This is a genomic window from Pseudomonas sp. MPFS, assembly GCF_022537035.1.
GTDB classification, from domain to species: Bacteria; Pseudomonadota; Gammaproteobacteria; order Pseudomonadales; family Pseudomonadaceae; genus Aquipseudomonas; species Aquipseudomonas sessilinigenes.
In genome coordinates this window covers 5,343,845-5,367,220 of the sequence record NZ_CP066123.1, presented here as the reverse complement: position 1 = coordinate 5,367,220, position 23,376 = coordinate 5,343,845, and the positions used below count along the sequence as shown (strand labels likewise).

Genomic DNA, 23,376 nt, shown 5'->3' with positions numbered 1-23,376 from the left:
GAGCTGGATGGGCTGTTGTGGTGTGAGTCATCGTCCACCCCCAATCGACATCCGTTCTTTGTGGCTGAGGCCTCGGCCCAAATTTGCTTGCTTGCCCTGTTGCCAACCTGCCTGCCGGGACCGAATGTCATGTCCCTTGGCCTCTGGCCAGTCCAGGTCCATGTATTCAAGAGTTGGGTGATGGAGGCTGATGTAAGCCTTGATTTCATCGCGGGGTTCCGAGTCAGCCCCTGCGAACTGGGCGACTTTGTAGCTGATAGCGCTCAACCAACCATCGACGAAGAGTTCCCCTCGGCGGCGTTTGGTTTTGAGCTGGCAGCGCTTCTGCAGAGCGACATGTGCCTTGCGTTGCATCACCAGTTGGTGGTGCAAGGCAGAGTACGCATAGGCTGCTAACTCAGGGCCAATGCCGATGCCCATGAACTTGATCGACCAGCCCGCCAGGCCCGAATGAAACGCTAAGTGCTCACAATCGAAGGCACGGGCACAGGTCGCCGCAAGACGGTGCAGCCAGTCTTTAGGCGGGCGAGCGGTGCGAGTGGGGACACAAACTTGCTCAACTGCATGTGCAGCCACCTCAAGGGACTCGAGGTTGTACTGTTTCATGAGGTGGCGGGCCTGCCGAAGTGCTGTTTCTGCCTCGTTCGGACTGGCGCTACAGTTATTGGCCAGGGCGAGTAGTTTGCTGACTTTGTCTAGAACTTTTTGCCTATCCATCATGCAACCTCCGTCGAAGAGAGTGGAGGTAACTTCTCGATCGCTAACCGTCCTCCCTCACGCGTGGCGCGATAAACGACTTCATCCTGAGGGCAGAATGCGGGAGCTTTACCAGCGATCATCAGACCCGCACTGACAAGGACGTCGAGCTGCCGTGCGTCTTCGTCGCCTGGGCCGGTAAGAAAATGGTTGCGACTCACGGTGCGCTTATGAGGGTCGCTCGGAGAAAGGCCGAGCGTGTGCCACAGAAGCTGGAGTTGAGGGGCGCTAATGTGTGTCATGGCTTCAGCTCCTGGTGCAGAGGAGCTTGGCCAGCTCTAGCTGACAGTACGGCTGCTTTTGCATGCCAACGGGCCGCAGCCAAGACAGTCACGCACACCAGGGTAAGGACGCACAGCGCAGCAAGAAGGTATGCGCAGAAGATGGCGCCCTGCAGCGCTAAGCCTGCGTAAGGCTCCTTGTAGATCGAAGCGAGGCAATAGGCCAACGCAAACGCTACTGAACAGTTCATGGCGTACAGGCATAGAAAGCCCGCACAGTGAAACAGACGTCTTGGGCTCATGGTTGGCTGGGTTATGGGGGATTTAGCCACTTCAGTTCCCCCCTTTGACGATCTGGGCTACACGCTCCTCAGTCATTGCAGCGAAGCGTTCATGCCATTCCGGAAAGGCCTCAGTGGCCAATTGTCGGAGGATGCTCAGCGCAGAGGGCGCAAGGCGATTCGATGGCTGCCGGTACTCCAAGCGGTGTGCCGGGATGCCTTTGGATGCGGCGGTTTTGAAAACAACAGCGTGGGGTATGGTGGTGTGGAGCACGGAAACTTCAGGGGTGCCGTCAAACACTTCCCTGACTGTTTCGTGTATTTGGCGGGCATCAACGGTTTGATCCAACCCATTGATGATTATGTTGATATGAGGAATGGTCAGGCCGAGGCGCGCATAACTGCGCAGGCCTTCCATCATGTGGATGGTGCCGCGGTTGAACTCGCGTGCCGCCAGCATGTTAGGAGGGAGGGGGGATAAAATTATGTCAGAAGCCAGAACGACCATCTCAAGCATGGCCGAGCGAGCGCCCTGAGTATCGAAGATAATCAGGTCGTACTGGGACTCGAACTCCGGCATCAGGTTAGCCAGGCGAAGCCGGCCATCAGGTGCCTGTAGCAGGAGGTTGTTGAGCTGATTGTTGACGTCGTTCGAGACTATGACATCGAGGTTGGGGATGTTGGTGCGGGAAATAACCCGGGCCGGATTGGTTTCATTGAAGGCCAGGAGCTCATAAATTCCGCCCGGAGCTTCGTGAATCAGGGGGAAATAGGATGACGCTGAGGGTTGGACGGGATCCAGATCGATCAGCAGAGTGCGCAAACCTGCATCTGCAGTGAACGCACCCAGGTTGGTCGAGCCGGTTGTTTTGCCAGTTCCACCTTTGGTGGAGATTTTTCCTGCTTTTTTCGCCTTCTTTTTCATCGTTATGCCTCTAATGTGAGTGTCATTAGAGACAGCTGGGCTCGCAGACCGGTCCTGAGTTACCGTGAAAACCCCTTCCTAGAGCTATCCATTCCAATTGTCTTTTAACCAATTGGTCGTAGGTTCGAATCCCACACGACCCACCATATTCATTGGCGGATGCGGTACTAGGAAGGGGGCTTGCCAGGGCCAGTCTACTAGCCTTGCAGCCGTTTGGAGCGAACCATAGGCGCGCTCCGTGATGATGTCAATATGAAATAGCCCACTGCCGGACCCGGTCAGTGGGTTTTTTCGTTCAAGAGGTCAAAAAATTAGCTTCGCCTTAGCGCGAACTGGCCCAGCTCGATGCTTTTATCAGGAATCCTTGTGCAAACATCGACTTGCTGATGTTCGGCGCCGATTAGGCGTGCACAGTTCACCTTGCCGATACCGACATTCCTGAAGCTGAACCTAAGCTGAACGAAGCTGGGCGTTTAGCTAGCTGTCAGTTCCACCGGAAACTTCCGATGGCGCTTCTATCCGGTAAGAGATCCATCAGAGCTGCTGGCTCAAACGAATCCTCCATCGACTGGCAGGGCGGTATTCCTAGATCCGCCCAGAGCGTCCCAGGTCCGTCCCAACTCAGCTCATGAGAAAGCCCCGTGCTGGGCTTGGATATCTGTTCCAGCGGATATTTCTCAGGCCGTCTCTGCCTGGGCAGTGCTGCAAGCAGCTCAGAGGCCGTAGCGGGTTGCTGAGTGGGTGAGTCCTCCACTGTTGCGGCAATACCTTGCCCAAGCCCATCTGGCATCTCCTCTGGGGCCGGTAAGTGTCCGGCCAGAGGTTCATTGGCTCAAGCGCCTGAGGAGTTATGACGTCCTCACGTCGCTCAAGCCTTATCGCGCCCTGGTGCCAGCTACGCTCAGCGAGCACTGCCCGCATATGTTCGTAGTCAGCCTCGATGTAACTCATCGTCGTGGCGATGTTCGAATGGTTCAGCAGTGTCTTGGTCAGGTGAATATTGCGTTCTGGTTGCCGCATCAAATCGGTAGCTAAGGTGTGCCTGAACCGGTGCGGCGTCATGCGTATACCGAAGGCGCTAGTCAGTTTTTTGTACATGCCCTCAACTTGATCGATGTTCATGGTTTTAGATCTATAGTGGATCGAGAACCGATTAACATTGAAAAGCTGATCTTGGCCCGAAAAGCCCTGGGATGAAGCAGCGTTCAAAAGTTTTTGTATGTGTGGTTCCAAACCCTTCATGATGGGTGGTCTGTCCCGGAGCTGGTGGACAGGTAGTTAAGAGTTACTGCTCGCATAGCGCCGCCAACCTCCCTCAGACCAGGTATCAGGGCCTCTGGATAGACGACCTCGGGGAGCCCATGGCGCCATGCAAGGGTGTCGAGGGTACTGAGCATGTATGGAACGAAGGGGAGGGTGGCCCCTGGGCATGCGTAGCCCGAAGCGGCGGCAAACTTGCTGAAAACAGCCCCACCTGGGTGCCCGATTACGTCAGCGTTTTTGAACTTCGAGATGTTGTTTTCGGCGTTGTGGTTCGTTGTTCCGTTGTTCCCGGCTTGCGCTGTGGGATTCGGCATGCCCATTGGGCTGACTTCCACCCATGGGTTTTCGCCGGTATTGGCGTAGGCCGACACAACGGCGTCGGGCACATAGTGACGGACCTTGACCGAGGTCTTGACCTTGCAACCGAAGGGCGTACACAGCAGCCAGTAGCAGATCCCTACAACCCGATAATCCAGGCAGGTCGGGGAGGCGGTTGACGCCACGATTGCCGCCGTGTTGATCGCGGCCGATGCTGAAAATGAAGTGAGCGCAGTCAGCGCAAATGCCAACGTGCGAGATCTCATTGCTGCCTCCTCGAGCGCTCGATGGCTTTCAAGGCAGTGGCAACGTCAGGTTGGCCGTAGACAACGTACTTTCGGTCGACTACTACAGCCGGGATCTTCTCAATGCCGGTGCTCCAGGCATCAGTCAACCCCTGCTGTGCCTTGGCTAACTCCCCGATTAGGCGGACGCCCTCTGCGCTCTTCATCATTCGTTGAGCAGCGATTGTGGCCTGCTGGGGATTGGGGGGAAGGTTACGTGATAGCTGGTTTTCCAGGCGCTCCTGGTCATCCAGCAAAATGACGCGAACCTGAACGCCTGCAGGAGTCACCAGTGGATGCATGGAGTCGGTGACTGCCCATGCCTCAGCGTGAGCGTTTCCGAGTGCTAGTGAACCTAAGATGATGGTGGCGGCTTGCAGCCTGGCCAGAAGTGGCACGTTGAGCATGGGTCTGCACCTGGTCGTGATTTGACCGGTACAGCCTGGGTTTACTCACATCATTGTGCAGTAGGAAATGGATATTCAGGGCGTTGGGATTTTTGCGTCCCTCCAGAAATTAATGCGCAGCATGCTTTCAAGTGGGTACGGCTTTCGACCACCGCCAGCCTTCGGGCAATACAGCTCGAGCAATTCCACCAAACCGCTCACGGTACCACCTGCTCCATTTCGGCCAGGAAACGCTTGCGACTGGTTTGCTTACGCTTAATGAAGTACTCGAAATCGGAAAAGCTCATCTGACTCATGGGATGGAGGGATTGTAAGGGACAGTTGGAGGGAGAGCTATTTCAGCACAGGCCAGATGGCTTAGGCTGACTTGATCGGAGAATCTTGAGGGCTTGTGACTTGTGCTGCTCCTGGCGTTCCCTCGGGCCTGATTTTCTCTTCGTTTCACTCCAGGTAGCTGTCTGCACCGAGCTGCTGCGCCTAAACCTCACCCGACCTCGGCTCCAAGGCTGCCTGTAGCTCTGGGGTTAGCAGTTCACTCTTTTCACACAGCCTGAATCCAAAGCGGACATCGCTGAGAGATCGTCATTGCTCCGGCCCCCTGGCGTTGCAAGGTTTCAAGTCTAGCTACGCCGAGTCGGTTACCAACTAGCTCATCATAATCTGGCACAGCGATGCACTTGGAGGCATTTCGGGATCGACGGATCATATGAAGATCGATTCAGCTCTTCATTGGCTTCCGGAAAAATGGATCAGCCCGCCGGCCTTGGCTACGACCGCAGCCTGTGCTCGGCTATCCACTTGGAGCTTGCTGAAAATATGTTTCATGTGACTCTTGATGGTTTCCGGAGTTACTCCCAGCAACTTTGCTATTTCCTTGTTGGATTTTCCCTGGGCCACCAGTTCAAGGACATTCCGCTCTTTGCTGGTAAGTTTGATTATCTGATGTGAGGCTGAAGGGCTATCGACATTGGTGGCATCGGAAATGATCAGTTGTTGCAGACGCTTCTTCACTTCCTGGTTTGTTTTCGGTAATTGCCCGATATACGCAAGGATCTGCTGTAGCGACTCCTGGGCCGGTAAGTCGAGTAACCCTTGGGGAGCATTGCAATGCTCCAGTAACTCGGCGGCTTCCGTGATATAGGCCGACGCTTTAACAGTGGCGCGTCGTTGCCAATGGACTATAGCCAAGCTGCTAGCCAGGCGTAGCTGCATCAGTCGCAGGTTGCGTTGTTGCGTGCGTTGGCGCAGCTCCTCGGCTTTCTCTAGGTTTGCGTTGCGATGCAGTCCGCAGGCTTCGCACCAAAGGTCCGCCAGGCTGGCGAGGCAAGCGTACTCTGAGATGCCGTCGGCGATATCCGGTGCATGGGTCAGACACAGTGCTTGCAACTGGTTGGCGCAAGCGTTGGCCTCAAGGTTTTTCTGCTCAAGAAGGCATACTCGGGTGCGCTCCAGCAACAGATGTGCTTGCAGACGTGGCCAGGAGCGGGTATTCGCCAGGCGGTGGCCTTCCTCTAGGAAGTACCGTGCGCCTTGGCGGCCGACAGTGTTGCCGCTGAGACGACTGGCGGTAATCAGGTGCCAGCAGGCACAGTCCAGAAAACCAGTGATCTTGACGGTCTCTATGTTCTCCATGCTGAGGCGCGCCGCCTCTTTGAAGTTGCCTAGCAAATAATCGACCGCAACAAGCAGGCCTGAGGGGAGTGCGCGTAGTACGGGATGACGCTTGTCCCCGCCTTCGCCGTGCCCCGGGGAGGTCATGCGAAGAGCTTCTTCGAGAATCGTCGCGGCTTGTAATAAGCGCCCTTGCAGAGCTTCTGCATAGCCCAACAGGCACATCCTGTAGATCTGGTTGAATTGGTAGCGATTGGGTTCCAGTGGTGCACGAATCATTGCAGGCATCGAGTAGAACTCCTGCCAGCGGCAAGCCTGCAAGTGGCTAAAAGACAGCACATTCAGCAGGGTGTTGCTGATCCAGGGGCGGTCCTTGAGATGGGGGAGGCAAGCGCTGGCCAGTGTGCCGCCGGCTTGGCTTTTATCCTCCAGGGCCAGCAGCATCGCGTCCAGAGCCTGGCATTCCCATTCCAGATGCGTGCGCTGGTTGTCGTCGGCGAGTCCGGGCAAGGCTTGGTGAACCTCGTTCAGAAATGCTCTTGCCTGGGGGGAGTCCATCGCCAGGCCGGCGGCCCAGCCCAGTGCTAGTTTCAGTTGAACGGGCGACTCCAGCAGTCGATCGCGCAGCTGGCGCTGCCAGTCGAGGAGGAGGATGAAGTCCCCGTGTTCGACCATCTCCATGGCGCAATGGGCGATCCAGTTTCGGGCGCTGTCGATGTCACCACAGGCCAGGGCGGCGTGCACGGCATCCATCCATAGTCGTTGTCCGGCGTACCACTGGGCCGTCCTTTCCAAGATGGCGCTCAACTCGGCGCTAGGGACCCGACGACGAAGGTGTTCGCGGAACAGCGGATGGAAGCTGAACCACTGAGCATGGTCGTCTAGGGTTATGAGGAACAACTGCCTGCGGTCCAGATCGTCGATCAGCGCCGCGCCGTTGGGCGTGCCGGTCAGCATCTCGGCCAGCGTGATGTTGAACTTGTCTATAGCCGCTAGCCGGGACAACTGGATTGCAAGTGTGGCCGGCAGCCGGTCGACCAACTCGTCCATCAGACTACTGATGCTGTTGGCCACCCGCGTGCTGCCCGAGGGGCGTTGGCGCAGGGTGAGCAAGCTGGCGCGCAAAGCGGCGATCCAGCCGTCGGTGGCGCTGTGCAACTCCATCAGTTGCGCCGCGTCGATGCTAGCTTCGCCGGTACGCAGCATCAGGTCATGGGTTTCGTCGAGGTCAAAGCGCAGTTGCGCCGCGTCCACCTCAAGGTAGGCGTCGGCGTAGATATGCGCGAGCAGCGACGCGGGCAAGTCGCCCCGGCCGCAGAACACCAGGTGGAAGTTATCCGGGGCGAAGCGTACGAGGCTGTCGAAAGCAGCGACCATCACGGCTGGAGGCACGCAATGATAGTCGTCGACGAACAGATAGCACTGCTCGGTGCGGCGCTCCAGGTCGTTGACCAGCAGCGTGCTGAGATGTTCGGCCGGCAGCAGCGATAACTCCATGAGCAGGTTACCGTCGTCACCCTGGCCGAAGCCGCGCTGGAGCGCCGCGGTAACGTACAGCAGCACCCGCTCGGCAGAAGTGTCGGCCTCGTCCATGTTCAGCCACGCCACCTTGGCACCGCGCGCCTGTGCCGCCTCGGCCCATGTGCTGGCCAGGGTACTCTTGCCGAAGCCCGGCGGGGCGCTCAGTACGGTGATGCTCGAATCGGCTATGCGTTCGATCAGTTGTTCCAGACGTGGACGCGGCAGCGTACCGCGGCTTCGGCGGGGTGGCAGTACCTTGGTGGAAAGCAGGGGGGATAGCATTTTTATTCTTTTCATTTCGTTGGGGTATCCCCCATCCGGGGGGTAAATACTGCCTGAGCCCATCAATAGTATCTACGGCGTCCCGACGCAACAGCGACAGGCTGTGGCGCGGAAACACCTCGTGGAGATAATAAGAATGAGTGCGTACAGCGCAAGAGTCGAGCTCGAGCCGACAGGCCTCGATGCCGATCTCAACGAACTCGAGCAGGCAATGCAACTGAGCGCCAGGCGCTTTGCGAAGAAGGTAATGCGACCCGTTGGCCAGCAGTTGGATCACCTGCCAGCGGCCGCGGTTATCGCAGCTGACTCCTCGCTGTGGCAGGTATTCGCCGAATTTGCCAAGCTCGGCATCAACCTGACTGACCTGCTGCAACTACCGGCTGCCGAACGTGCCCGTCTGAAAGCCTTGATCTTCGAAGAGCTGGGTTATGGGGATGGCGGTCTGGCGGTGGTGCTCGGTGCCGCCATGGTGCCAAGCATCGTTCTGCACCTGATGGGGCGCACCGACCTGATCGAGCGTTACGCCGACAAGCCCATCGGCTGCTGGGGCATCACCGAGCCGGACCACGGTTCGGATATGCTCGACAGCAGCGGTCACACACGCCATCCGGCGGTGGGGCACGGCCGTCTGAACTGCCATGCGCGGATTCAGGGCGACCGCATCGTCGTCAACGGACAGAAGTCCGCCTGGATATCCAACGGTCCGATCGCTCAGATCTGCATTCTCTACTGTGGCTACGACGACGGCACCGGCGAGGACAAGCGTTGCGTACTGCTGGTACCTCTGGACCTGCCCGGCGTCAGCCGTGGTGCGCCGCTGGACAAGATGGGCCAGCGTGCGCTGCCGCAGAGTGAGTTGTTCTTCGACAACGTCAGCCTGCCGCTGGATCATCTGGTAGCCGCCCCCGAGGACTATGTACGTGCCGAACAGGGCGTGCTGGCCGAAGCCAACGCGCTGATGGGCACCATCTGGACGGGGGCAGCACGAGCGGCCTACGAGCACGCCTATGAGTATGCCCACGAGCGCAAGCAGGGTGGGGTACCGATCATCCAGCACCAGAATGTGCGACACCGCCTGTTCCACATGTTTGCCCGCGTGGAGGCGGCCCGTGCCCTGTCTCGTCGTGTGGTGATGTTCAACGAAGTGGCGCCGCAACCCGCTTTGCAGGGTTCCATCGCCTCGAAGATCACCGTGACTCAGACCGCCTTCGATGTTGCTTCCCAGGCTATCCAGATGTTCGGCGGCAACGGCGTTACCCGCGAGTACCCGGTGGAAAAACTGCTGCGCGATGCGCGTTCCTCGATGATTGAGGACGGCTGCAACGAAATGCTCGCCATCAAGGGCGGCACCCTCATTTCACGAATTTGAGTCCACGCAATGAAGATGAATGCTTTCGTCGCCGGGGTAGGCATGGTGCCCTTCGGCAAGTACCTTGGCACGCCGCTCAAATCTCTGGCCGGAGACGCCATCCGCCTGGCCCTGGCCGACGCTGGAATCGAGCAGGGCCAACTGCAGGCGGCCTGGATGGGCAACGCCGCCGCCGGCGTCATCACTGGCCAGGAAATGATCCGCGGCGAGGTAGCGCTGCGCGAGATGGGCATCGGCCGTATCCCTGTGGTCAATGTGGAGAACGCCTGCGCATCCTCATCCACAGCCTTCCAGCAAGCCTGCGCAATGGTTAGCGCCGGCTACTACGACATCGTCCTGGCCTGTGGCTACGAGAAACTCTTCCATGAGGACAAGGTGCGTAGCCTGGGCGCCTTCTCCAGCGCCGTAGACGTCGAGGATCCGAACGGTGCGGTGAACGTGGTAAAGAAGCTTGCTGATGCGGCAGGCGAGCCCTTCGTCGTCGATGGCGCCGGCAGCACCCGCTCGGTGTTCATGGACATCTACGCCATGATGGCGAAGAAGTACATGAAGCAGTACGGCGCCACCGCCCGGCATTTCGCCTTGGTGGCGGCGAAGAACTCCTGGCATGGCAGTCTCAATGCGCGTGCCCAGTTCCGTGAGCGCCTCTCGGTGGACGAGGTGCTGGCCGCACGGCTCATTGTCGATCCGCTGACTCTCCCGATGTGTTCTCCGATCGGCGACGGCGCGGCAGCCGTGATCCTGGTGAGCGAACGCAAGGCCCGCCAACTCGGGCTGCGCAATCCCGTACGGGTCGCCGCCTCGGCGCTGGTCACGGGTTGGGATTTCGAGCACCCCACCGACAGCGTCGGTGCACTGGCCGCGCAACAAGTCTACGAGGCTGCCGGCATTGGTCCGCGCGACCTGTCCTGCGTCGAGCTGCACGATGCTTCCGCTCCTTCCGAGCTGATGGCGTACGAATACCTGGATTTGTGCCCCCGCGGGGAGGGCATCTCTTTGCTGGAGAACGGTGACACCGGCATCGGTGGGCGCATTCCGGTGAACACATCCGGCGGCCTGCTGCGTAAAGGGCACCCGGTAGGCGCCACTGGCTGCGCGCAGATCGTCGAACTGACCGAGCAGTTACAGGGGCGTGCCGGACAACGCCAGGTGAGCGGTGCCCGTATCGGGCTGGCCCACAACGGCGGCGGTGCCATTGGTCTGGATGCGGCGGTCACCGTAGTCAGCCTGCTAATGCGGGAGGACCTCCGATGAGCCTTTACAGCGACTTCAACCTCGCGGGTCTGATCGGTAATCGCGCGCAGCGGCAGCCGGATCTGCAAGTGCTCACGATCGAGAACGGCGCCGACTTTCCGCTGCAGACCCGCACCTACAGCCAGCTCTGGCGGAACGGCCATGCACTGGCTTGGGGGGTGACTCGTCTGGGGCTGCGTCCGGGAGATAGTTTTGCCCTGCTAATGGCCAACCACGCCGAGTTCGTTGACGCGATGCTGGCGGCGGCCATCACCGGCACCGTGTTCGTGCCCATCGACCCGCGCGCCAAGGGCGAGAAGCTGGCGTTCTTTCTGAACAACGCTCGCTGCCGGGCCGTCATCGTCGCTGACTATGCCCTGGTCAACCTGCTGGCGGTGCGCGAGCAGCTGCCGCTGCTGGAGGCCGTGGCCGTGATTGATAGCAGCCAGTGCTCGGTGGCCGCCCCGCTCTCGGGCGTGCTGCGCTACAACGATCTATTGATGGAGGAGAGCCGGGAGCATCCGCTGAATCTGCCGAATGACCAGTCGCCCATGCAGCTGATCTTCACTTCGGGCACCACTGGCGACCCCAAGGGCATCGTCATGACCCACAGGCGCTATTGCGAGACGTCGTTGTTGACTGATCGGGTATTCGGTTACCGCGAAGACGACAGGCCGTATTCCGGCTTGTCGTTGACCCACGCCAACGCGCAAATGGTGACCCTGGGAGCGTCCTTGGCGCTGGGTTTGCGCTGCGTGTTGTCGCGGCGCTTCAGCAAGTCGCGGCTGTGGGATATCTGCCGGCGCTTCGACTGCACCAGCTTCACCCTGCTCGGGGGTATGACCACTGCTGTCTATGCCGAACCGCGTAAGCCCGCCGATGCCGAAAACCCCGTGCGATTCGTGATTTCAGCGGGCATGCCGAAGGCCATCTGGGAGGACTTTGCTCAGCGTTTCGGCGTGCAGATTCTGGAGTTCTATGGTGCGGCCGAAGGTGGCCTTACGGTCAATCCGATTGGAATCGGTCCGGTTGGCAGCATGGGCCGGCCAGTATCCACCCTGCGCCACCGCATAGTCGATGAAGCCGGCTATGACTGTGCGCCGGGCAAGCCGGGCGAGCTGTTGTTCCGGCCGGTCGACGGCAGCGACTTCAAGGTCGAGTACTTCGGCAACCCCGAGGCATCGGCGAAGAAGTGCGCCGGCGGTTGGCTGCACATGGGCGATGTAGTGGTTGCCGACGAGCAGGGTTGGCTGTTCTTCCTGTACCGCAAGGGCAGCGGCATCCGCCGCAATGGCGACTTCATCAGCAGCGCCTTCATCGAGAAGGCCATCGCCGAGTGTCCGGAGGTAGATGACGTCTACGTCTACGGCATCCCGGCCCGTAGTGGGGTGCCCGGCGAGAAGGATGTGGTTGCGGCGGTGGTGCCCAAGGACCCCGGCGGCTTCGACCCTCAGCGGGTATTCCGCGCCTGCCGCGAGAAGCTCGAAACCAACTTCATCCCCAGCTTTGTTCAGGTACTCAGGCAGATCCCCAAGACTGCCTCGGAAAAGCCCCTGGAGCGCTTTCTGGTGGAAGCTCTGCAACAAGACCAGGCCAGCGTACACCTCGAGCTGCGCTGACCGTCACGACAACAAGAGGAAAAACCAATGTCCGATGCACGTAAAGTTCTCATCTACGGCGCCAACGGTTACACCGGAAAGCTGGTCGCGGAATCCCTGGCCCAGCGCGGCATTCCCTTCTACATGGCCGGGCGCACTCGCTCGCGACTGGAAGCCGCGCTGAAGGTGGTGGAAGAACGTCACGGTGCGCCGGTGGATGCGGAAATCGTAACCGCCAACAACACCGTTGAAGAATTGCTACCGCTGCTGCAGCAGGTGGAGGTGGTGATCAACGTCGCCGGCCCCTTCATGCAAATCGCCTGGCCGGTGGTGGAAGCCGCCCTGGAAGCCGGTTGTCATTACCTGGACACAACCGGCGAGCAGGACTGGACCGCCGCCATCGGCGAGAAATACGGTGCTGCCTTCGCCGCAAAGGGACTGTTGCTGTGCCCAGCCAACTCTTTCATGTGGGCCGCGGGTTCGCTGGCCGCCGAAGTGGTGCTTGAGAATCCCGAGGTTGACAGCCTCGACATTTGCTACCAGATCGACAACGGCCTGCCGTCCGAGGCCTCCACTAAGTCTTTCCTGCGCATGGCGTGCAACGACGTGTCGCAGTACTACCTGGAACAGAATCAGCTCAAGGCGTGGCCGAATGACGTGGCCCACTTGGTTGCGTTGCCGCATCGCAACAACGTTCTTCGTGCGCACCCATGGGGTGGAGCCTGTGAGCCTATCTGGTTCAAGGACGATCCGCGCGTGCGCAACTGCAAGGTATTGACCGCCATCGGCGAGCACATGGTCGATGGCGTGATCGCCGCGATCAAGGCATTCAACGCCGCCGCTCCGGGCCTGAGCCAGGCCGAGCGTGAGGAGTGGACCAACCGCATGGGCGAGCAGATGGACTCCGGTGAGCCGCCGAAGGACTCTCTGGACGTGCAGCGGGGAGTGATCACGGTGCATGGCCAGGGGCGTCGCGTTACTACCTCCTATGTGATGAACCTCTCCGCCGCATACACCTGGACTGGAGACATCTGCGCCGAGGGCGCCGAGCGCCTGCTCGCTGGCCAACTCAAGGTTGCCGGATTCCAATCCCCGGCCAAGGCCTTCGGTCATCGAGAGTTGATTCAGCGCTTTCACGAACGTGGTTTCTGCAGCGCGCTGCCCAGCTGAGCGTGAAGTAGCCGGTGCGACCATGCACGCCCCGGCCTTTCCATGAGCGGAGAACTCAAGCAATGAACATCGCTGCCTCCACCTTCCGGACGGTACATCAGGCACAGCACTGTACGAGCTATATCAGCCAGGACTTTGGCCACCTGCATCGCGGCGCACACTGTCGGCGTAGTTATGATGGTCGTCGCCGACTTGCAGAAGAACTTCATCCTCAAGCTGCGCAGGTGTCTGATCGACGACGTGTATTCGCCTACACGCGCAATACCATTTACCTTGGGGAAATCCTCGTTTACGCCACCTATGCCACGTTGGCCGAGCAGTGGGTCGGCTGGGTGTTGGTGCTGCATTGCTGGTTGGGCCTGACCCTTCCACGCATGCTGGCCAAGGATACCTCGATTTCCCGTCATCCTAGCTGGACCGAGTACAAGGTCCGCAGCGGTCTGCTGCTGTCCTGGCGCATCCTGCTGGCGCCGTTCACGGCGCCGAACGAGGAGCACAGAGCATGTTGAAGTACGCCAGGTGGCTGTTTGGCAGCGCCGCACTGTTCAACGCACTGGTCGCTGCCAGCGTGCTATTCCTCGAACAGATGCTGCGTCCGCTGCTCGGCCTGGAAGTCGCCACGGGTAGCAATCTGGTGATGCGCGATCTGGCCATGGCACTGGTGGCAGCGTTCGGTGTGGCTTACCTGTGCGTCGCGCTCGATCCACGGCGTTTTCGTCCGTACATCGTGCTCGGCGTGCTGGGCAAGTGCCTGGTGCTGGTGTGCGTTTTCGGCCACTGGCTGGCTTCTCACATTGGCTGGCAACTGCCGACCCTGGCGTTGGGCGATGCGATCTACAGCCTGTTGTTCCTACAGTTCCTGCGCCGCTATCCGGCGTGGGTCCCGATGAATAAAGAGACCCAAGATGAATGATCTTTACGAGCGCTTTTCTCTCAGCGGCAAGGTTGCCTTGGTAACCGGCGGCGGGGGGGGGCTGGGTGCGGAGACTGCAGTGACCCTGGCCCGTGCCGGCGCGAGGGTCATGATCAGCGATCTGTTGCCGGAGCTGGCCGAAGCCACTGTTTTGGATATCCACAGGCTGGGGGGCGAGGCGGTTGCATTGCGTCATGACGTAACCTGCGAAGCCGATTGGCAGCAGGTGATTGCCTCCACCGTGGATACCTTTGGCGGCCTGGACATCCTGGTGAACAACGCTGGTATCGAGAAGGTTGCGCTGTTTACCGAATCGTCGCTGGAAGAGTTCCGGCAGATGCAGGATATCAATGTGACCGGGGTCTTCCTTGGCATCAAACATGCCGCCCGGGTCATGCGTCCTGGAGGCGCGGCGGGCAAGGGCGGCACGGTCATCAACATGTCCTCGGTGGCGGGGTTGGTCGGCTTGCCGGGGCTGGGCGGTTACTGCACGTCCAAGGGCGCGGTGCGCCTGATGAGTAAGGCAGCGGCCATCGAGTTCGCCACTCTGGGCTACGGCATCCGCGTCAACTCCATTCACCCTGCGATCATCAAAACCCAACTGGGTGCCAATGTGGTGAGTGGGATGGTGTCGATTGGCCTGGCGCCGGACCAGGCCAGCGCGGACGCTTTCGTTCAGTCGCTGCACCCGATGGGCTACGGCCAACCTCAGGATGTCGCTAGCGCCGTGCTGTTCCTCGCAAGTAATGCCTCGCGCTGGACCAATGGCAGCGAGCTGGTACTCGACGGTGGCGCCTCTGCGCGCTGATTACAAAAGGAAACTCAGAACATGAATCGACTCGAAAATAAAGTTTGCCTGGTAACCGGTGCTGCCAGTGGTATCGGCCGGAGCATCGCTGAAACCTTCCTGCGTGAAGGCGCACGGGTGCTGTTGACCGATATCGATGGCGTACGTGGTGAACGTGAGGCGCAACGCCTGCGGGACGAAGGGCTGGACGCCTGGTTTGAAGTCCACGATGTGACCGATGAGACCCGCTGGCGTGAACTGCTGTTTAAGCTGCAGGAGCGCTGGCGGTGTCTGGACGTCCTGGTGAACAACGCTGGTATTGCAATTACTGCCGATGTCGAGCACCTCACGTTGGCGCAGTGGCGCAAGGTCAATGCGGTCAACCTGGACGCCGTGTTCATCGGTACCCAGCAGGCCATCGCGGCGATGAAGGAGCTGGGTGGTTCGATCATCAACGTGGCCTCCATCGAAGGTTTCATCGGTGAGCCGATGGTACCTTCCTATAACGCCAGCAAGGGTGGTGTGCGGATATTCAGCCGTGCCGCGGCGGCGCACTGCGCGCGCAACGGCTACGCGATCCGTATCAACAATCTGTGTCCTGGTTATGCGACCACTGCCATGATTTCCAGCGGGCTGGAGCAACTGGGAGAAGGCCTCGCCCAGCAATTCCAGGGCTATCTGCAGCAGCGCATCCCGATGGGCCGGCTAGCTACCACCGAGGAAATTGCCAAGGGCGCGCTGTTCCTTGCCAGCGACGACTCCAGCTATATGACCGGAGCCGATCTGGTCATCGATGGGGGTTACCTGGCGCAGTAGTTTGTTCAGTGCTTCAGAAAGAATGAAAAGCCCGGCGATTCCCGGGCTTTTCATTTTCGGTGAGTAGCGTTGTTCTGCGGGCACATCGGTTCGGCCTATTTCTGGCACGTCATCCACGAAAACATCGGAGCAGATACTTGCCAGCGCAAGGAACAGGCTGTCCTGTCCGATGCCCAGGCCGAAACGATACGTATAGAGGTCAGGGCAACGCCTGCTACCGGGACAGCTTCCATTCTGAAGTTGACCGCTGGGTCGGGCCGGAGAGGCTTACCTGACTCATGGACAAGATTTGCTGCGGTGGCTGCACCGAGGGCTATTTCAGCATAGCTCGGGTAGCCAGTGCTGACTTGATCGAAGAACTCTTAGCTGCCCTTGGGGCTGCCAGTCGGTTGGAATGCCAAACTGTCCATTGCCGAAAGTATCGATACTTCGTCAACAGGGCCTTCAAGTCGGACAGAACGTCCTGTTTGGGTATCAGTAATCTCTATTGTCGGTGTTGCTGCTACTCCAGCCTGCTGTGCCAACTGCAGTTGCCGATCGACCTCTTGAGCGACCTCTGTATCGAGAGCAGCACAACGATCAAGCACTGCTGTGTCAACACCCGACAGGACAATAGGCGTGACCAGTCCTTGGCCATCGCCCCGCGTGTGCTGCAGGACCTGCTCAATCGCATTCCAGAATGCCTTACCCCTCCAAGTTTGCCGGCACATTGCACCAGGCGCGCTTCTTTCAGCGCTGCAGCTCCATGCATCTGCAGTGGAAAATGGTGCCAGACGAGGTTGACGTTAGTTTGCCCATCGATCCACTGCTTGAGTTGTGGGGTGTATCCGTCGTGGGGGATCAGAACGCTTGAGTCATCCACGTCGATGGCCCGTTGCCAGAATCTGCGAGCGGTACTGATGCTCTGTTGAACGAAGCGTTCCTGAGCCGTTGTGAGGTGAGGTTTATCGCGGAAGCGAGGATAGTGCTGTCGATCGATCACGCTATCCGCGCTGGCCATGAAGTTGTTGACCTTCATCGAACACTCAAACAGATGCCGCGGTACCCACACCGACCAGAAGTAATTCGACAGAAGCGGGCCTGGGCACAGAAGGGCAACCTCCAGTGTTCCGGATGAAGTTGGGGTCAGACGCACATAGCCAAGGTTCTCCATCTCTGCGAAGTTGTCGCACATGGCTCCAGGAACGATCGTGCTGTGGTCACGTATTCGTTTGCACCCTGCCTGTCATCCGATGCACTCTGGCACATATTGCGCTGCGTGCCCCCAGCCAGTAATCATGGCCGCTCGACGTCCCGTACCAACGCCTATCAAGGATCGATACATGAAACTGTCCTGGCCGCGTTTTACCCTGCCCGCTGCACTGCTTCTCTCTCTTTCCCTTTCCGGCTGCGTGTCCGACCTCGGTTCGGGCGCCTACGGCAGCATGGACGATCCGCGCTACGCGCAGTTGCTGGACCAGGTGGACGCGGCGCTGAAGGCGAACATGGCGGTGGTGCTAGTGGCCGACGTGATGCCGCACAAGTCGCTGAGCGATGCGCTGACCATGACCCAGTGGACGCCGACAGCGATCTGGGAATACGAGAAGGACCCGAAGATCACCTTCGGTCGCAAGTTCCAGACCAACGCGTTGCAGAGAAAGCCTGGCGAGACCTACCTGTTCAAGGCCTTCGAGGTGCATATCCTGCCCCCCGGCAAATACCTGCTGACCGGTGGCGACGACTACCAGATCCACGGCTTGCTCGACCAGATCGGCGCCCGTAGCGGCCCGCCCGGTTCGGGGCGTGGCGCCAATGGCACCGCCTACCTGTCCCCCGAGCTGTATCGCGAGTACTACCGGGAAGAGGTCTGGAAGGACGCCACCTATGGCAGCGAGATCAAGACCGAGAAGGTCTGTACCGCCGTGCACGTGGCGTCTGGCGCCTGCGTGGCCTGGGGCGAGCAGCAATATACCCAGACCACGCAGGGCTCTGGGGCCGGGTATTACCAGCAGACCGATTCCCGCGATGTACCGTCGATCAAGGTCCAGGCGCGCCTGCCGGTGGACAAGGCGCTGGCCAGCTTCACCGTCCAGGGCGGGCAATTGCTGCTGGCCCCGCGCATGCACCTCAAGACCCCTGGCTACAAGTACCAGCAGTCCAAGTGCCGGGCGATCGATCCGAAGAAGATCGAGTGTCCGCTGGACAACCTGACCGTCTACACCTGGCCGGCGCCCATGAGCTTTACGCAGAATCTCATCGAGCAACGCGTCCTGAGCGACAAACACCGGCAACTGCTGTCCAGGCTCCAGGCCATGCAGATCACGCCACTGGGTAAGCAAGGCATGGAAGACCCGATCTGGGGCGTACCGTTGTCGTTATCCAAGTAGCAGCGTTGAGCCCTGCCACTCCAAGGCCGTCGCGAGACGACCTTGAAGGGCTTGCCGCAGTGCAAAGGCCGGGGGGCGTCTACCTCGGCCCCGACACCAGATTCTCTCGCTTCCCTTCGCCAGGCCCTGCCCCGAGTACCGGGACAATCTCCATCCGCAGCAATCATCGGGGCATCGACCCGCAGGCCGGGTGTCGCAGCCCTGGTTTCAAGGCACCTGCCCAAATGCTTCCCTGAGTGCCTTGGCGCCACTCACCAGCAACCCCACATCGGAGCCCACGGCGACAAACACGGCACCCAGCTGCAGGTAGCGCCGGGCCATGGCCGCGTCGCTGGTGAGAATCCCGGGGGCCTTGCCGGCCGCGCGGATTTCCCGGATGGCTCCTGCGATGGCGTCCTGCACCTCGGGATGTGCCGGGTTGCCCAGGTGACCGAGGGAGGCGGCCAGGTCGGCAGGCCCGATGAACACTCCATCGACCCCCGGGACCCTGGCAATCTCCGCCAAGGCCTGGATGCCGGCCCGGCTTTCCACTTGCACCAGGGTGCAGATCTGTTCATCGGCCGTCGCCAGGTAGCCGGGGATCTGCTGCCATCGCGAGGCGCGGGCCAATGCCGCTCCCACGCCGCGGATGCCATGGGGAGGGTAGCGGGTGGCGGCAACGATACTGGCCGCCTGCTCGGCGCTTTCCACCATGGGAACCAGTAACGTCTGGGCCCCCAGGTCGAGCAAGTGCTTGATCTCCACGGCATCGTCGCTGGCCGCCCGGACCACCGCATGGGTAGGGGACGCCGCCAGGCACTGCAACTGGGCGAGGGTCGATTGCAGCGTATTGGGAGCATGTTCGTTGTCGATCACCAACCAGTCATAACCGATGTCCCCGAGCATTTCCGCGGTGTACCCGTTGGCCAGGCCGAGCCACAGGCCGATCAGGGGAGCCCCCGTCACCAGGGCCTGCTTGAATTCGTTATGCATGACTACCTCTTGCACATGCAGTGCTCAGATAAAACGGCAACCCACGCTGCCCAATGGACCGAAGTCGGCGTGGAATGTATCGCCGGCCTCCGCCCGCACCGGGCGAGTGAAGGAGCCGGACAGCACGATGTGGCCTTTCTCCAGGGCGGTGTCGAACACCGCCAGGCGCCGGGAGAGCCAGGCAACGCCGTTGGCCGGATGGTTCAGCACGCCTGCCGCCAGGCCGGTTTCCTCGATCACGCCGTTGCGCAGGAGCATGGCGCCGATCCAACGCAGGTCCAGGTCGTCGACGCGCACTGGGCGCCCGCCGAGGATGATCCCGGCGTTGGCGGCGTTGTCGGAAATGGTATCGACCACCTTGCGCGGCCGCTGGGTGTCGCGGTCGAGCTGTTCAGAACGTGCATCGATGATCTCCAGCGCCGGCACGACATAGCGCGTCGCATCCAGTACATCCAGCATCGTCACCTCCGGCCCCGCCAGGCGACGATCGAGGATGAAGGCCAGTTCGACCTCGACCCGGGGCAATATCAGGCGCTCGCGGGCAATCTCGCCGCCATCGGGCCAGAGCATGTCGTCGAGCAGCACGCCGTAGTCGGGCTCGTCGATCTGCGAGGCCATCTGCATCGCCCTGGAGGTCAGGCCGATCTTGTGCCCGATGATCCTCCGGCCACGGCCCAGTTTCGTCTCGACCCAGGCACGCTGGATGGCGTAGGCATCGGCGATGGTCATGTCCGGATGGGTGAGGGAGAGCTGGCGAATCTGTTCGCGCGAGCGTTCGGCGGCATCCAGGCGATTGGCGCATTCCTGTATTTCATGGGCATTCAGCATCGTTCTTTTGCGCCTGTTTGCGAGGTGGAGGGCTCCCGCCATGCCAGCAGTTCCTGCTCGCGGCCCTGGGCCTTCAAGGACTGCCAGGCCTGTGGCGTTGGAGTCGGCATCTGGAAATCCGCAGACACTTCGCAGTACCAGCCGGGACTGTGCAGCCGGCCGATCAGGGCCATGGAGGTCGGGTCGATGAACATGCGGGTCACGTCGACGATCGCTTCCTCGCACAGGTGCGTACCGACGATGTCGGCGAGGATGAAGGTGCGCACGCCGTCGATGTCGATCAGTTGGCGAACACGGCACTCCATCGAGCAAGGGCTCGAGGCGATGCGTGGAACGCTGACTTGCTGGCCGGGCAGCATCTGCAGGCCGGCCTCGAGGGCCTCGTTGACCTGGGCATCGAAATCGATGGAGGTGACGGTCATGCGCCCGGCCATCGGGGCCGAGACCAGGTTAACCACGAACTCTCCACGCTCGATGATATTGCGCGCGGTGTCCTTGGGTTCTCCCGAGCGCGAGCCGATGCACAGGCACAGCAGCGGTGGGTCTCCCGACATCACGTTGAAAAAGGAAAATGGCGCGACATTGACCGCCCCCGATCCATCGCAGGAACTGACCCAGGCGATGGGGCGAGGGATCACGGTGGAATGCACCAGGTTGCTGCGCTGCTCCGGGCTCAGCGCCTTCATATCAAAATACATGGCTATGTCCTGAACGGTTTCAACGATTGGCGGTGGGGGTCTTGTCCTGGTTGGCCGAGTCGACGCCAGGGCGCCGCTCGCTGGCCTGGTGTAACTCGATCAGGTTGCCGGCCGGATCGCGCAGGAACAGCTGTTTCAAGGAGGGCGAGGCCACATTGTCGAGGGTGAAGTACTCGATACCCCGCTCCACGAGCACCTTCTCGGCTGCCAGCACATCCTCCACCGCAAGCGCGAAGTGATTGGAGACCGGGTCCTGGTCAGGGCGCTTGGCGTATTGCGAAACGCCATCGCACCCGAGGATGTGCAACTGGGTGCCATTGGGCAGGTTGAACCACGAGCCGTAGATACCCGGGATCTTCCAGCGGGCCGGGTCCTGGGGCAGTGAAAGGACATCACGGTAGAAGTCCAGCATGGCATCGGCCTGGGCGTTGTTCACGCCGAAGCCTACGTGGTGAAGCTCAACAACTTTCACGGACATTGCGTTTTCCTTGTTGGTTTGCACGCGCTGGCCCCGGGAAGGGGCGTGATAGCAATATCGAAATATAATACGTGTGGCGTACTATACGGATAAAATACTATTTCCCCTTGGTATGATTGGCAACCTCCTCATTGACCCATGTCGCCCATGTCCCGCTCAAAACCACCTGCATCCAAGCCTGTCACCCGTCCCGAGCAAGGCTCCGGAAGATCTTTCGCCGCATCCGCCGCGACCCGTCCACACCTTGCCCTGATGCGCGATACCGCCGAAGGCGCGACCGATCGATCCCGGGCCGGATTGGGCCTGCTGATGCTCTGGCTGTGCGATGACATCGAGCAACGCGCCAATGCCAGCCTGGCGCCGTTCGGGCTATCGGAAAGCAAGTTCGACCTGCTGATGTTCTTCGGCCTGGCCGAGCGGGGCCTGATAGAAAGCCAGGCGGTCACGCCGTCCTACATCGCGGATTACTTTGGCGTGACCCGCTCTACGGTGACTGGCCTGCTGGATTGGCTGGAGAAGCGCGACCTGCTCAGGCGTCGCTTGAGTACCGAGGACCGGCGCAGCTTCGCCCTGGAGTTGACCGAGCAGGGGCGCGAGTTACTGGAGCGGTCCTTGCCGGTGTTCTGGGGGATGTGTGAATCCCTGACCAGCAGCCTGGACGAGGATGAATGCGCGCTGCTGCAAAAGGTTCTCGGCAAGCTCTGGGTGCAGTTGAAAGCGGATTGAGCAGAAAAGGCTGCTGGCAGTCGTCATAGCACCGTCGCAGAGGAGCCAAACAAGTCATGGTGATAAGCAGGCTAATCGCACCATTTTTGTCGATTCTCAGGTCGCCTCTGTGCACTAGATAGCCGACTCTCCAGCCTTAGTGCCATTGCTGATCTGAAAATGCTTAATTTCTGCAAATAATTGTATTTAACCGGTCACGGATCAGAGTCACAGTGACAGATAGAAACTCTTACCGTTTGAGAGGTCTTTTCATTCTCGTATCGAGTTGAGTGGTGCCTACCTCTAACTGATATCCGAGCCAGCCAGGCGAATAAGCAGAATAGTGGCGAAAGAACCAATGGCTACCGAAGCCATTCGATTGATCTTTACAGGTGTTAGCCACGTTTTTTGGCATCCTTCGAGCCGACTGCCGAGTAAGATCCAGGCAGACCCCACTGGTATTACCACCAATGCGAGCGTGCTCATGAACCCGGTATATTCTTTCAGGCTGGCAAAGGCGCTGATCGGCGCAATGATCGAAGCAATCAGCAGGCCCTTGGGATTCATCACGGTCAACCAGAAGAAGTGCAGGCCGGATAAACGATCCTGGTTCGGATTGGGGCTGCTGCTTTTGCTTTTGCGTCGCCACAAAGTGCAGGAAAGTTGAAGCAGATAGCAGGCGGTAGCTATCTGCATGGCTCCCACAACCCAGGGAGACCAGGCGGAGATATAGAATAACATCGTCCCCCAGACAGAAACCTGAAACAGATACGCCACGCCCTCTATAAATGCCATGCGCCATGAAGCAGCAAACCCAAACAGCGCTCCGGAGCGCATTAACAGCGTGTTTGTTGGGCCAGGAACAATCAGTAGCAATACAAGTGCCGATATTGTCCCAAACATGAAGTTTATCCTCACTTGGAAACGATTTCCTGTCTTCTATGGATTGCGCTGCTAGCTCAGCATAAATGACCAGATGATCGTCGCTATCATCAAAAACGCGAAGCTTATATTAAGTAATCGACTCCAAGTGGGGTGGATGAAGAACAGGCGCATTTTGCTGCCCACAAAGAGCCACAAGAAATCGAATCCCGCGCAGACCAGCAGGCAGATTAGTGCTTTTGCGCTTTGCTCCCAAACAGGCGCAATACCTAGGGTGAAGCTGCCTAGCAGCGCCGCAAACGCAGCGTATGCCTTGATATTCGCGACGCCCAGGATAAAACCGGCGCCCCAGCCGGGTACGACCGCTGACTGTTCATCCTTGATGGGCGGCGCACTACCGATGCTGTAGGCAAGCAGCAAGATATACACAACGGAGATGACCGTCAGTGCCGTCGCTAATCTTGGGAAGCCCTGGAGAATGACATACAGCCCCGTAGCAACCAATGCCATGGCAATCATCAGGCCCAGCGTGATCCCGATAAAGAACTGAGTCGATCGCTTAATGCCATAAGCTGCCCCACTTGCCGCCAAAGCCAATGTCGCTGGGCCAGGGCTTGCAAGTAACGCAACGGCGGCAATGGTAAATGTCAATGTCGCCTGGTAAATGGGTAGTACGGTATTGGACATATGGA

General features: G+C 59.7%; 21 protein-coding genes and 3 pseudogenes. 10 read left to right on the top strand and 14 right to left on the bottom strand.

The window, feature by feature from the left end; all coding sequences use genetic code 11:
• Positions 1 to 27: 27 nt before the first annotated feature.
• The 7 genes and pseudogenes from I9018_RS24540 to I9018_RS24510 form a co-directional block, all read right to left on the bottom strand.
• Entirely contained in the window at positions 28 to 717 is a 690-nt protein-coding gene (locus I9018_RS24540; RefSeq protein ID WP_241110194.1) for a DUF2786 domain-containing protein, read from the bottom strand.
• Between the two features lie 593 nt (positions 718 to 1,310).
• Entirely contained in the window at positions 1,311 to 2,183 is an 873-nt protein-coding gene (locus I9018_RS24535) for a ParA family protein (protein WP_241107725.1), read from the bottom strand.
• An 876-nt stretch (positions 2,184 to 3,059) separates the two neighbouring features.
• Positions 3,060 to 3,431: pseudogene (locus tag I9018_RS24530) on the bottom strand (tyrosine-type recombinase/integrase); the annotation flags it as partial.
• Between the two features lie 53 nt (positions 3,432 to 3,484).
• Positions 3,485 to 4,030, bottom strand: a pseudogene (locus tag I9018_RS24525) (TIGR03756 family integrating conjugative element protein); the annotation flags it as partial.
• Positions 4,027 to 4,455 carry a TIGR03757 family integrating conjugative element protein gene (locus I9018_RS24520; protein WP_241107724.1) on the bottom strand — a complete coding sequence of 143 codons (429 nt, stop codon included), beginning with the start codon at positions 4,453 to 4,455 and terminating at the stop codon, positions 4,027 to 4,029. The pseudogene I9018_RS24525 and the gene I9018_RS24520, both read right to left, overlap by 4 nt.
• A 108-nt stretch (positions 4,456 to 4,563) precedes the next feature.
• Positions 4,564 to 4,751 (bottom strand): annotated as a pseudogene (locus I9018_RS24515) (IS5/IS1182 family transposase); the annotation flags it as partial.
• A 430-nt stretch (positions 4,752 to 5,181) separates the two neighbouring features.
• Complete coding sequence (locus I9018_RS24510; RefSeq protein WP_241107723.1) at positions 5,182 to 7,869, bottom strand: LuxR C-terminal-related transcriptional regulator; 2,688 nt, start codon at positions 7,867 to 7,869, stop codon at positions 5,182 to 5,184.
• A 136-nt stretch (positions 7,870 to 8,005) separates the two neighbouring features.
• Here I9018_RS24510 and I9018_RS24505 point away from each other — a divergent pair, with 136 nt between their 5' ends.
• From I9018_RS24505 to I9018_RS24470, 8 genes are all read left to right on the top strand, one after another.
• Positions 8,006 to 9,238 carry an acyl-CoA dehydrogenase family protein gene (locus I9018_RS24505; protein ID WP_241107722.1) on the top strand — a complete coding sequence of 411 codons (1,233 nt, stop codon included), beginning with the start codon at positions 8,006 to 8,008 and terminating at the stop codon, positions 9,236 to 9,238.
• A 9-nt stretch (positions 9,239 to 9,247) separates the two neighbouring features.
• A complete protein-coding gene (locus I9018_RS24500) occupies positions 9,248 to 10,492 on the top strand; it encodes a thiolase family protein (RefSeq protein ID WP_241107721.1) in 1,245 nt (414 codons plus the stop codon).
• Positions 10,489 to 12,090 carry an AMP-binding protein gene (locus I9018_RS24495; RefSeq protein ID WP_241107720.1) on the top strand — a complete coding sequence of 534 codons (1,602 nt, stop codon included), beginning with the start codon at positions 10,489 to 10,491 and terminating at the stop codon, positions 12,088 to 12,090. The genes I9018_RS24500 and I9018_RS24495 overlap by 4 nt, the downstream gene beginning before the upstream one ends.
• Before the next feature lie 27 nt (positions 12,091 to 12,117).
• Positions 12,118 to 13,239, top strand: coding sequence for a DUF5938 domain-containing protein (locus I9018_RS24490; RefSeq protein ID WP_241107719.1), 1,122 nt, complete (start codon positions 12,118 to 12,120; stop codon positions 13,237 to 13,239).
• 62 nt (positions 13,240 to 13,301) lie between these two features.
• Positions 13,302 to 13,748, top strand: coding sequence for a hypothetical protein (locus tag I9018_RS24485; protein WP_241107718.1), 447 nt, complete (start codon positions 13,302 to 13,304; stop codon positions 13,746 to 13,748).
• Positions 13,742 to 14,152, top strand: coding sequence for a hypothetical protein (locus tag I9018_RS24480; RefSeq protein WP_241107717.1), 411 nt, complete (start codon positions 13,742 to 13,744; stop codon positions 14,150 to 14,152). The genes I9018_RS24485 and I9018_RS24480 overlap by 7 nt, the downstream gene beginning before the upstream one ends.
• Positions 14,145 to 14,960, top strand: a complete 816-nt coding sequence (locus I9018_RS24475; RefSeq protein ID WP_241107716.1) for a glucose 1-dehydrogenase — start codon at positions 14,145 to 14,147, stop codon at positions 14,958 to 14,960. Before I9018_RS24480 ends, I9018_RS24475 begins: the two co-directional genes overlap by 8 nt.
• Positions 14,961 to 14,981: 21 nt before the next feature.
• Positions 14,982 to 15,755, top strand: coding sequence for an SDR family oxidoreductase (locus I9018_RS24470; RefSeq protein ID WP_241107715.1), 774 nt, complete (start codon positions 14,982 to 14,984; stop codon positions 15,753 to 15,755).
• Between the two features lie 502 nt (positions 15,756 to 16,257).
• Here the strand turns inward: I9018_RS24470 and I9018_RS24465 are convergent.
• The gene (locus I9018_RS24465; protein ID WP_241107714.1) at positions 16,258 to 16,929 is read right to left on the bottom strand and encodes a DsbA family protein; all 672 of its coding nucleotides are present in this window, start codon (positions 16,927 to 16,929) and stop codon (positions 16,258 to 16,260) included.
• Between the two features lie 148 nt (positions 16,930 to 17,077).
• Between I9018_RS24465 and I9018_RS24460 the strand changes: the two genes are divergently transcribed.
• Positions 17,078 to 18,121, top strand: coding sequence for a hypothetical protein (locus tag I9018_RS24460; protein ID WP_241107713.1), 1,044 nt, complete (start codon positions 17,078 to 17,080; stop codon positions 18,119 to 18,121).
• Between the two features lie 207 nt (positions 18,122 to 18,328).
• Here the strand turns inward: I9018_RS24460 and hpaI are convergent, their stop codons facing one another.
• From hpaI to I9018_RS24440, 4 genes are read right to left on the bottom strand one after another with little or no spacing between them, the layout of a single operon-like run.
• On the bottom strand, positions 18,329 to 19,093 hold the full coding sequence (gene hpaI / locus I9018_RS24455) for a 4-hydroxy-2-oxoheptanedioate aldolase (protein ID WP_241107712.1): 765 nt from the start codon (positions 19,091 to 19,093) through the stop codon (positions 18,329 to 18,331).
• 24 nt (positions 19,094 to 19,117) lie between these two features.
• Positions 19,118 to 19,921, bottom strand: coding sequence for a 2-oxo-hept-4-ene-1,7-dioate hydratase (gene hpaH, locus I9018_RS24450; RefSeq protein WP_241107711.1), 804 nt, complete (start codon positions 19,919 to 19,921; stop codon positions 19,118 to 19,120).
• Entirely contained in the window at positions 19,915 to 20,619 is a 705-nt protein-coding gene (locus I9018_RS24445; RefSeq protein WP_068578606.1) for a flavin reductase family protein, read from the bottom strand. The genes hpaH and I9018_RS24445 overlap by 7 nt, the downstream gene beginning before the upstream one ends.
• A 19-nt stretch (positions 20,620 to 20,638) precedes the next feature.
• Positions 20,639 to 21,097, bottom strand: coding sequence for a VOC family protein (locus I9018_RS24440; RefSeq protein ID WP_022640490.1), 459 nt, complete (start codon positions 21,095 to 21,097; stop codon positions 20,639 to 20,641).
• A gap of 147 nt (positions 21,098 to 21,244) precedes the next feature.
• On the opposite strand from I9018_RS24440, the gene I9018_RS24435 reads away from it, so the two are divergent.
• Positions 21,245 to 21,823: a MarR family transcriptional regulator gene (locus I9018_RS24435; protein WP_241107710.1), complete on the top strand. Its 579-nt coding sequence runs from the start codon at positions 21,245 to 21,247 to the stop codon at positions 21,821 to 21,823.
• A gap of 282 nt (positions 21,824 to 22,105) precedes the next feature.
• Here the strand turns inward: I9018_RS24435 and I9018_RS24430 are convergent, their stop codons facing one another.
• A complete protein-coding gene (locus I9018_RS24430; RefSeq protein ID WP_241107709.1) occupies positions 22,106 to 22,705 on the bottom strand; it encodes a threonine transporter RhtB in 600 nt (199 codons plus the stop codon).
• 51 nt (positions 22,706 to 22,756) lie between these two features.
• Entirely contained in the window at positions 22,757 to 23,371 is a 615-nt protein-coding gene (locus I9018_RS24425; RefSeq protein WP_241107708.1) for a LysE family transporter, read from the bottom strand.
• Between the last annotated feature and the right edge of the window lie 5 nt (positions 23,372 to 23,376).

Excerpts from the sequence above, each read along its gene's own strand:
- I9018_RS24540 (WP_241110194.1), bottom strand. The coding sequence starts at position 717 with ATGGATAGGCAAAAAGTTCTAGACAAAGTCAGCAAACTACTCGCCCTG.
- I9018_RS24535 (WP_241107725.1), bottom strand. The coding sequence starts at position 2,183 with ATGAAAAAGAAGGCGAAAAAAGCAGGAAAAATCTCCACCAAAGGTGGA.
- I9018_RS24520 (WP_241107724.1), bottom strand. The coding sequence starts at position 4,455 with ATGCTCAACGTGCCACTTCTGGCCAGGCTGCAAGCCGCCACCATCATC.
- I9018_RS24510 (WP_241107723.1), bottom strand. The coding sequence starts at position 7,869 with ATGCTATCCCCCCTGCTTTCCACCAAGGTACTGCCACCCCGCCGAAGC.
- I9018_RS24505 (WP_241107722.1), top strand. The coding sequence starts at position 8,006 with ATGAGTGCGTACAGCGCAAGAGTCGAGCTCGAGCCGACAGGCCTCGAT.
- I9018_RS24500 (WP_241107721.1), top strand. The coding sequence starts at position 9,248 with ATGAAGATGAATGCTTTCGTCGCCGGGGTAGGCATGGTGCCCTTCGGC.
- I9018_RS24495 (WP_241107720.1), top strand. The coding sequence starts at position 10,489 with ATGAGCCTTTACAGCGACTTCAACCTCGCGGGTCTGATCGGTAATCGC.
- I9018_RS24490 (WP_241107719.1), top strand. The coding sequence starts at position 12,118 with ATGTCCGATGCACGTAAAGTTCTCATCTACGGCGCCAACGGTTACACC.
- I9018_RS24485 (WP_241107718.1), top strand. The coding sequence starts at position 13,302 with ATGAACATCGCTGCCTCCACCTTCCGGACGGTACATCAGGCACAGCAC.
- I9018_RS24480 (WP_241107717.1), top strand. The coding sequence starts at position 13,742 with ATGTTGAAGTACGCCAGGTGGCTGTTTGGCAGCGCCGCACTGTTCAAC.
- I9018_RS24475 (WP_241107716.1), top strand. The coding sequence starts at position 14,145 with ATGAATGATCTTTACGAGCGCTTTTCTCTCAGCGGCAAGGTTGCCTTG.
- I9018_RS24470 (WP_241107715.1), top strand. The coding sequence starts at position 14,982 with ATGAATCGACTCGAAAATAAAGTTTGCCTGGTAACCGGTGCTGCCAGT.
- I9018_RS24465 (WP_241107714.1), bottom strand. The coding sequence starts at position 16,929 with ATGTGCGACAACTTCGCAGAGATGGAGAACCTTGGCTATGTGCGTCTG.
- I9018_RS24460 (WP_241107713.1), top strand. The coding sequence starts at position 17,078 with ATGAAACTGTCCTGGCCGCGTTTTACCCTGCCCGCTGCACTGCTTCTC.
- hpaI (WP_241107712.1), bottom strand. The coding sequence starts at position 19,093 with ATGCATAACGAATTCAAGCAGGCCCTGGTGACGGGGGCTCCCCTGATC.
- hpaH (WP_241107711.1), bottom strand. The coding sequence starts at position 19,921 with ATGCTGAATGCCCATGAAATACAGGAATGCGCCAATCGCCTGGATGCC.
- I9018_RS24445 (WP_068578606.1), bottom strand. The coding sequence starts at position 20,619 with ATGTATTTTGATATGAAGGCGCTGAGCCCGGAGCAGCGCAGCAACCTG.
- I9018_RS24440 (WP_022640490.1), bottom strand. The coding sequence starts at position 21,097 with ATGTCCGTGAAAGTTGTTGAGCTTCACCACGTAGGCTTCGGCGTGAAC.
- I9018_RS24435 (WP_241107710.1), top strand. The coding sequence starts at position 21,245 with ATGTCCCGCTCAAAACCACCTGCATCCAAGCCTGTCACCCGTCCCGAG.
- I9018_RS24430 (WP_241107709.1), bottom strand. The coding sequence starts at position 22,705 with ATGTTTGGGACAATATCGGCACTTGTATTGCTACTGATTGTTCCTGGC.
- I9018_RS24425 (WP_241107708.1), bottom strand. The coding sequence starts at position 23,371 with ATGTCCAATACCGTACTACCCATTTACCAGGCGACATTGACATTTACC.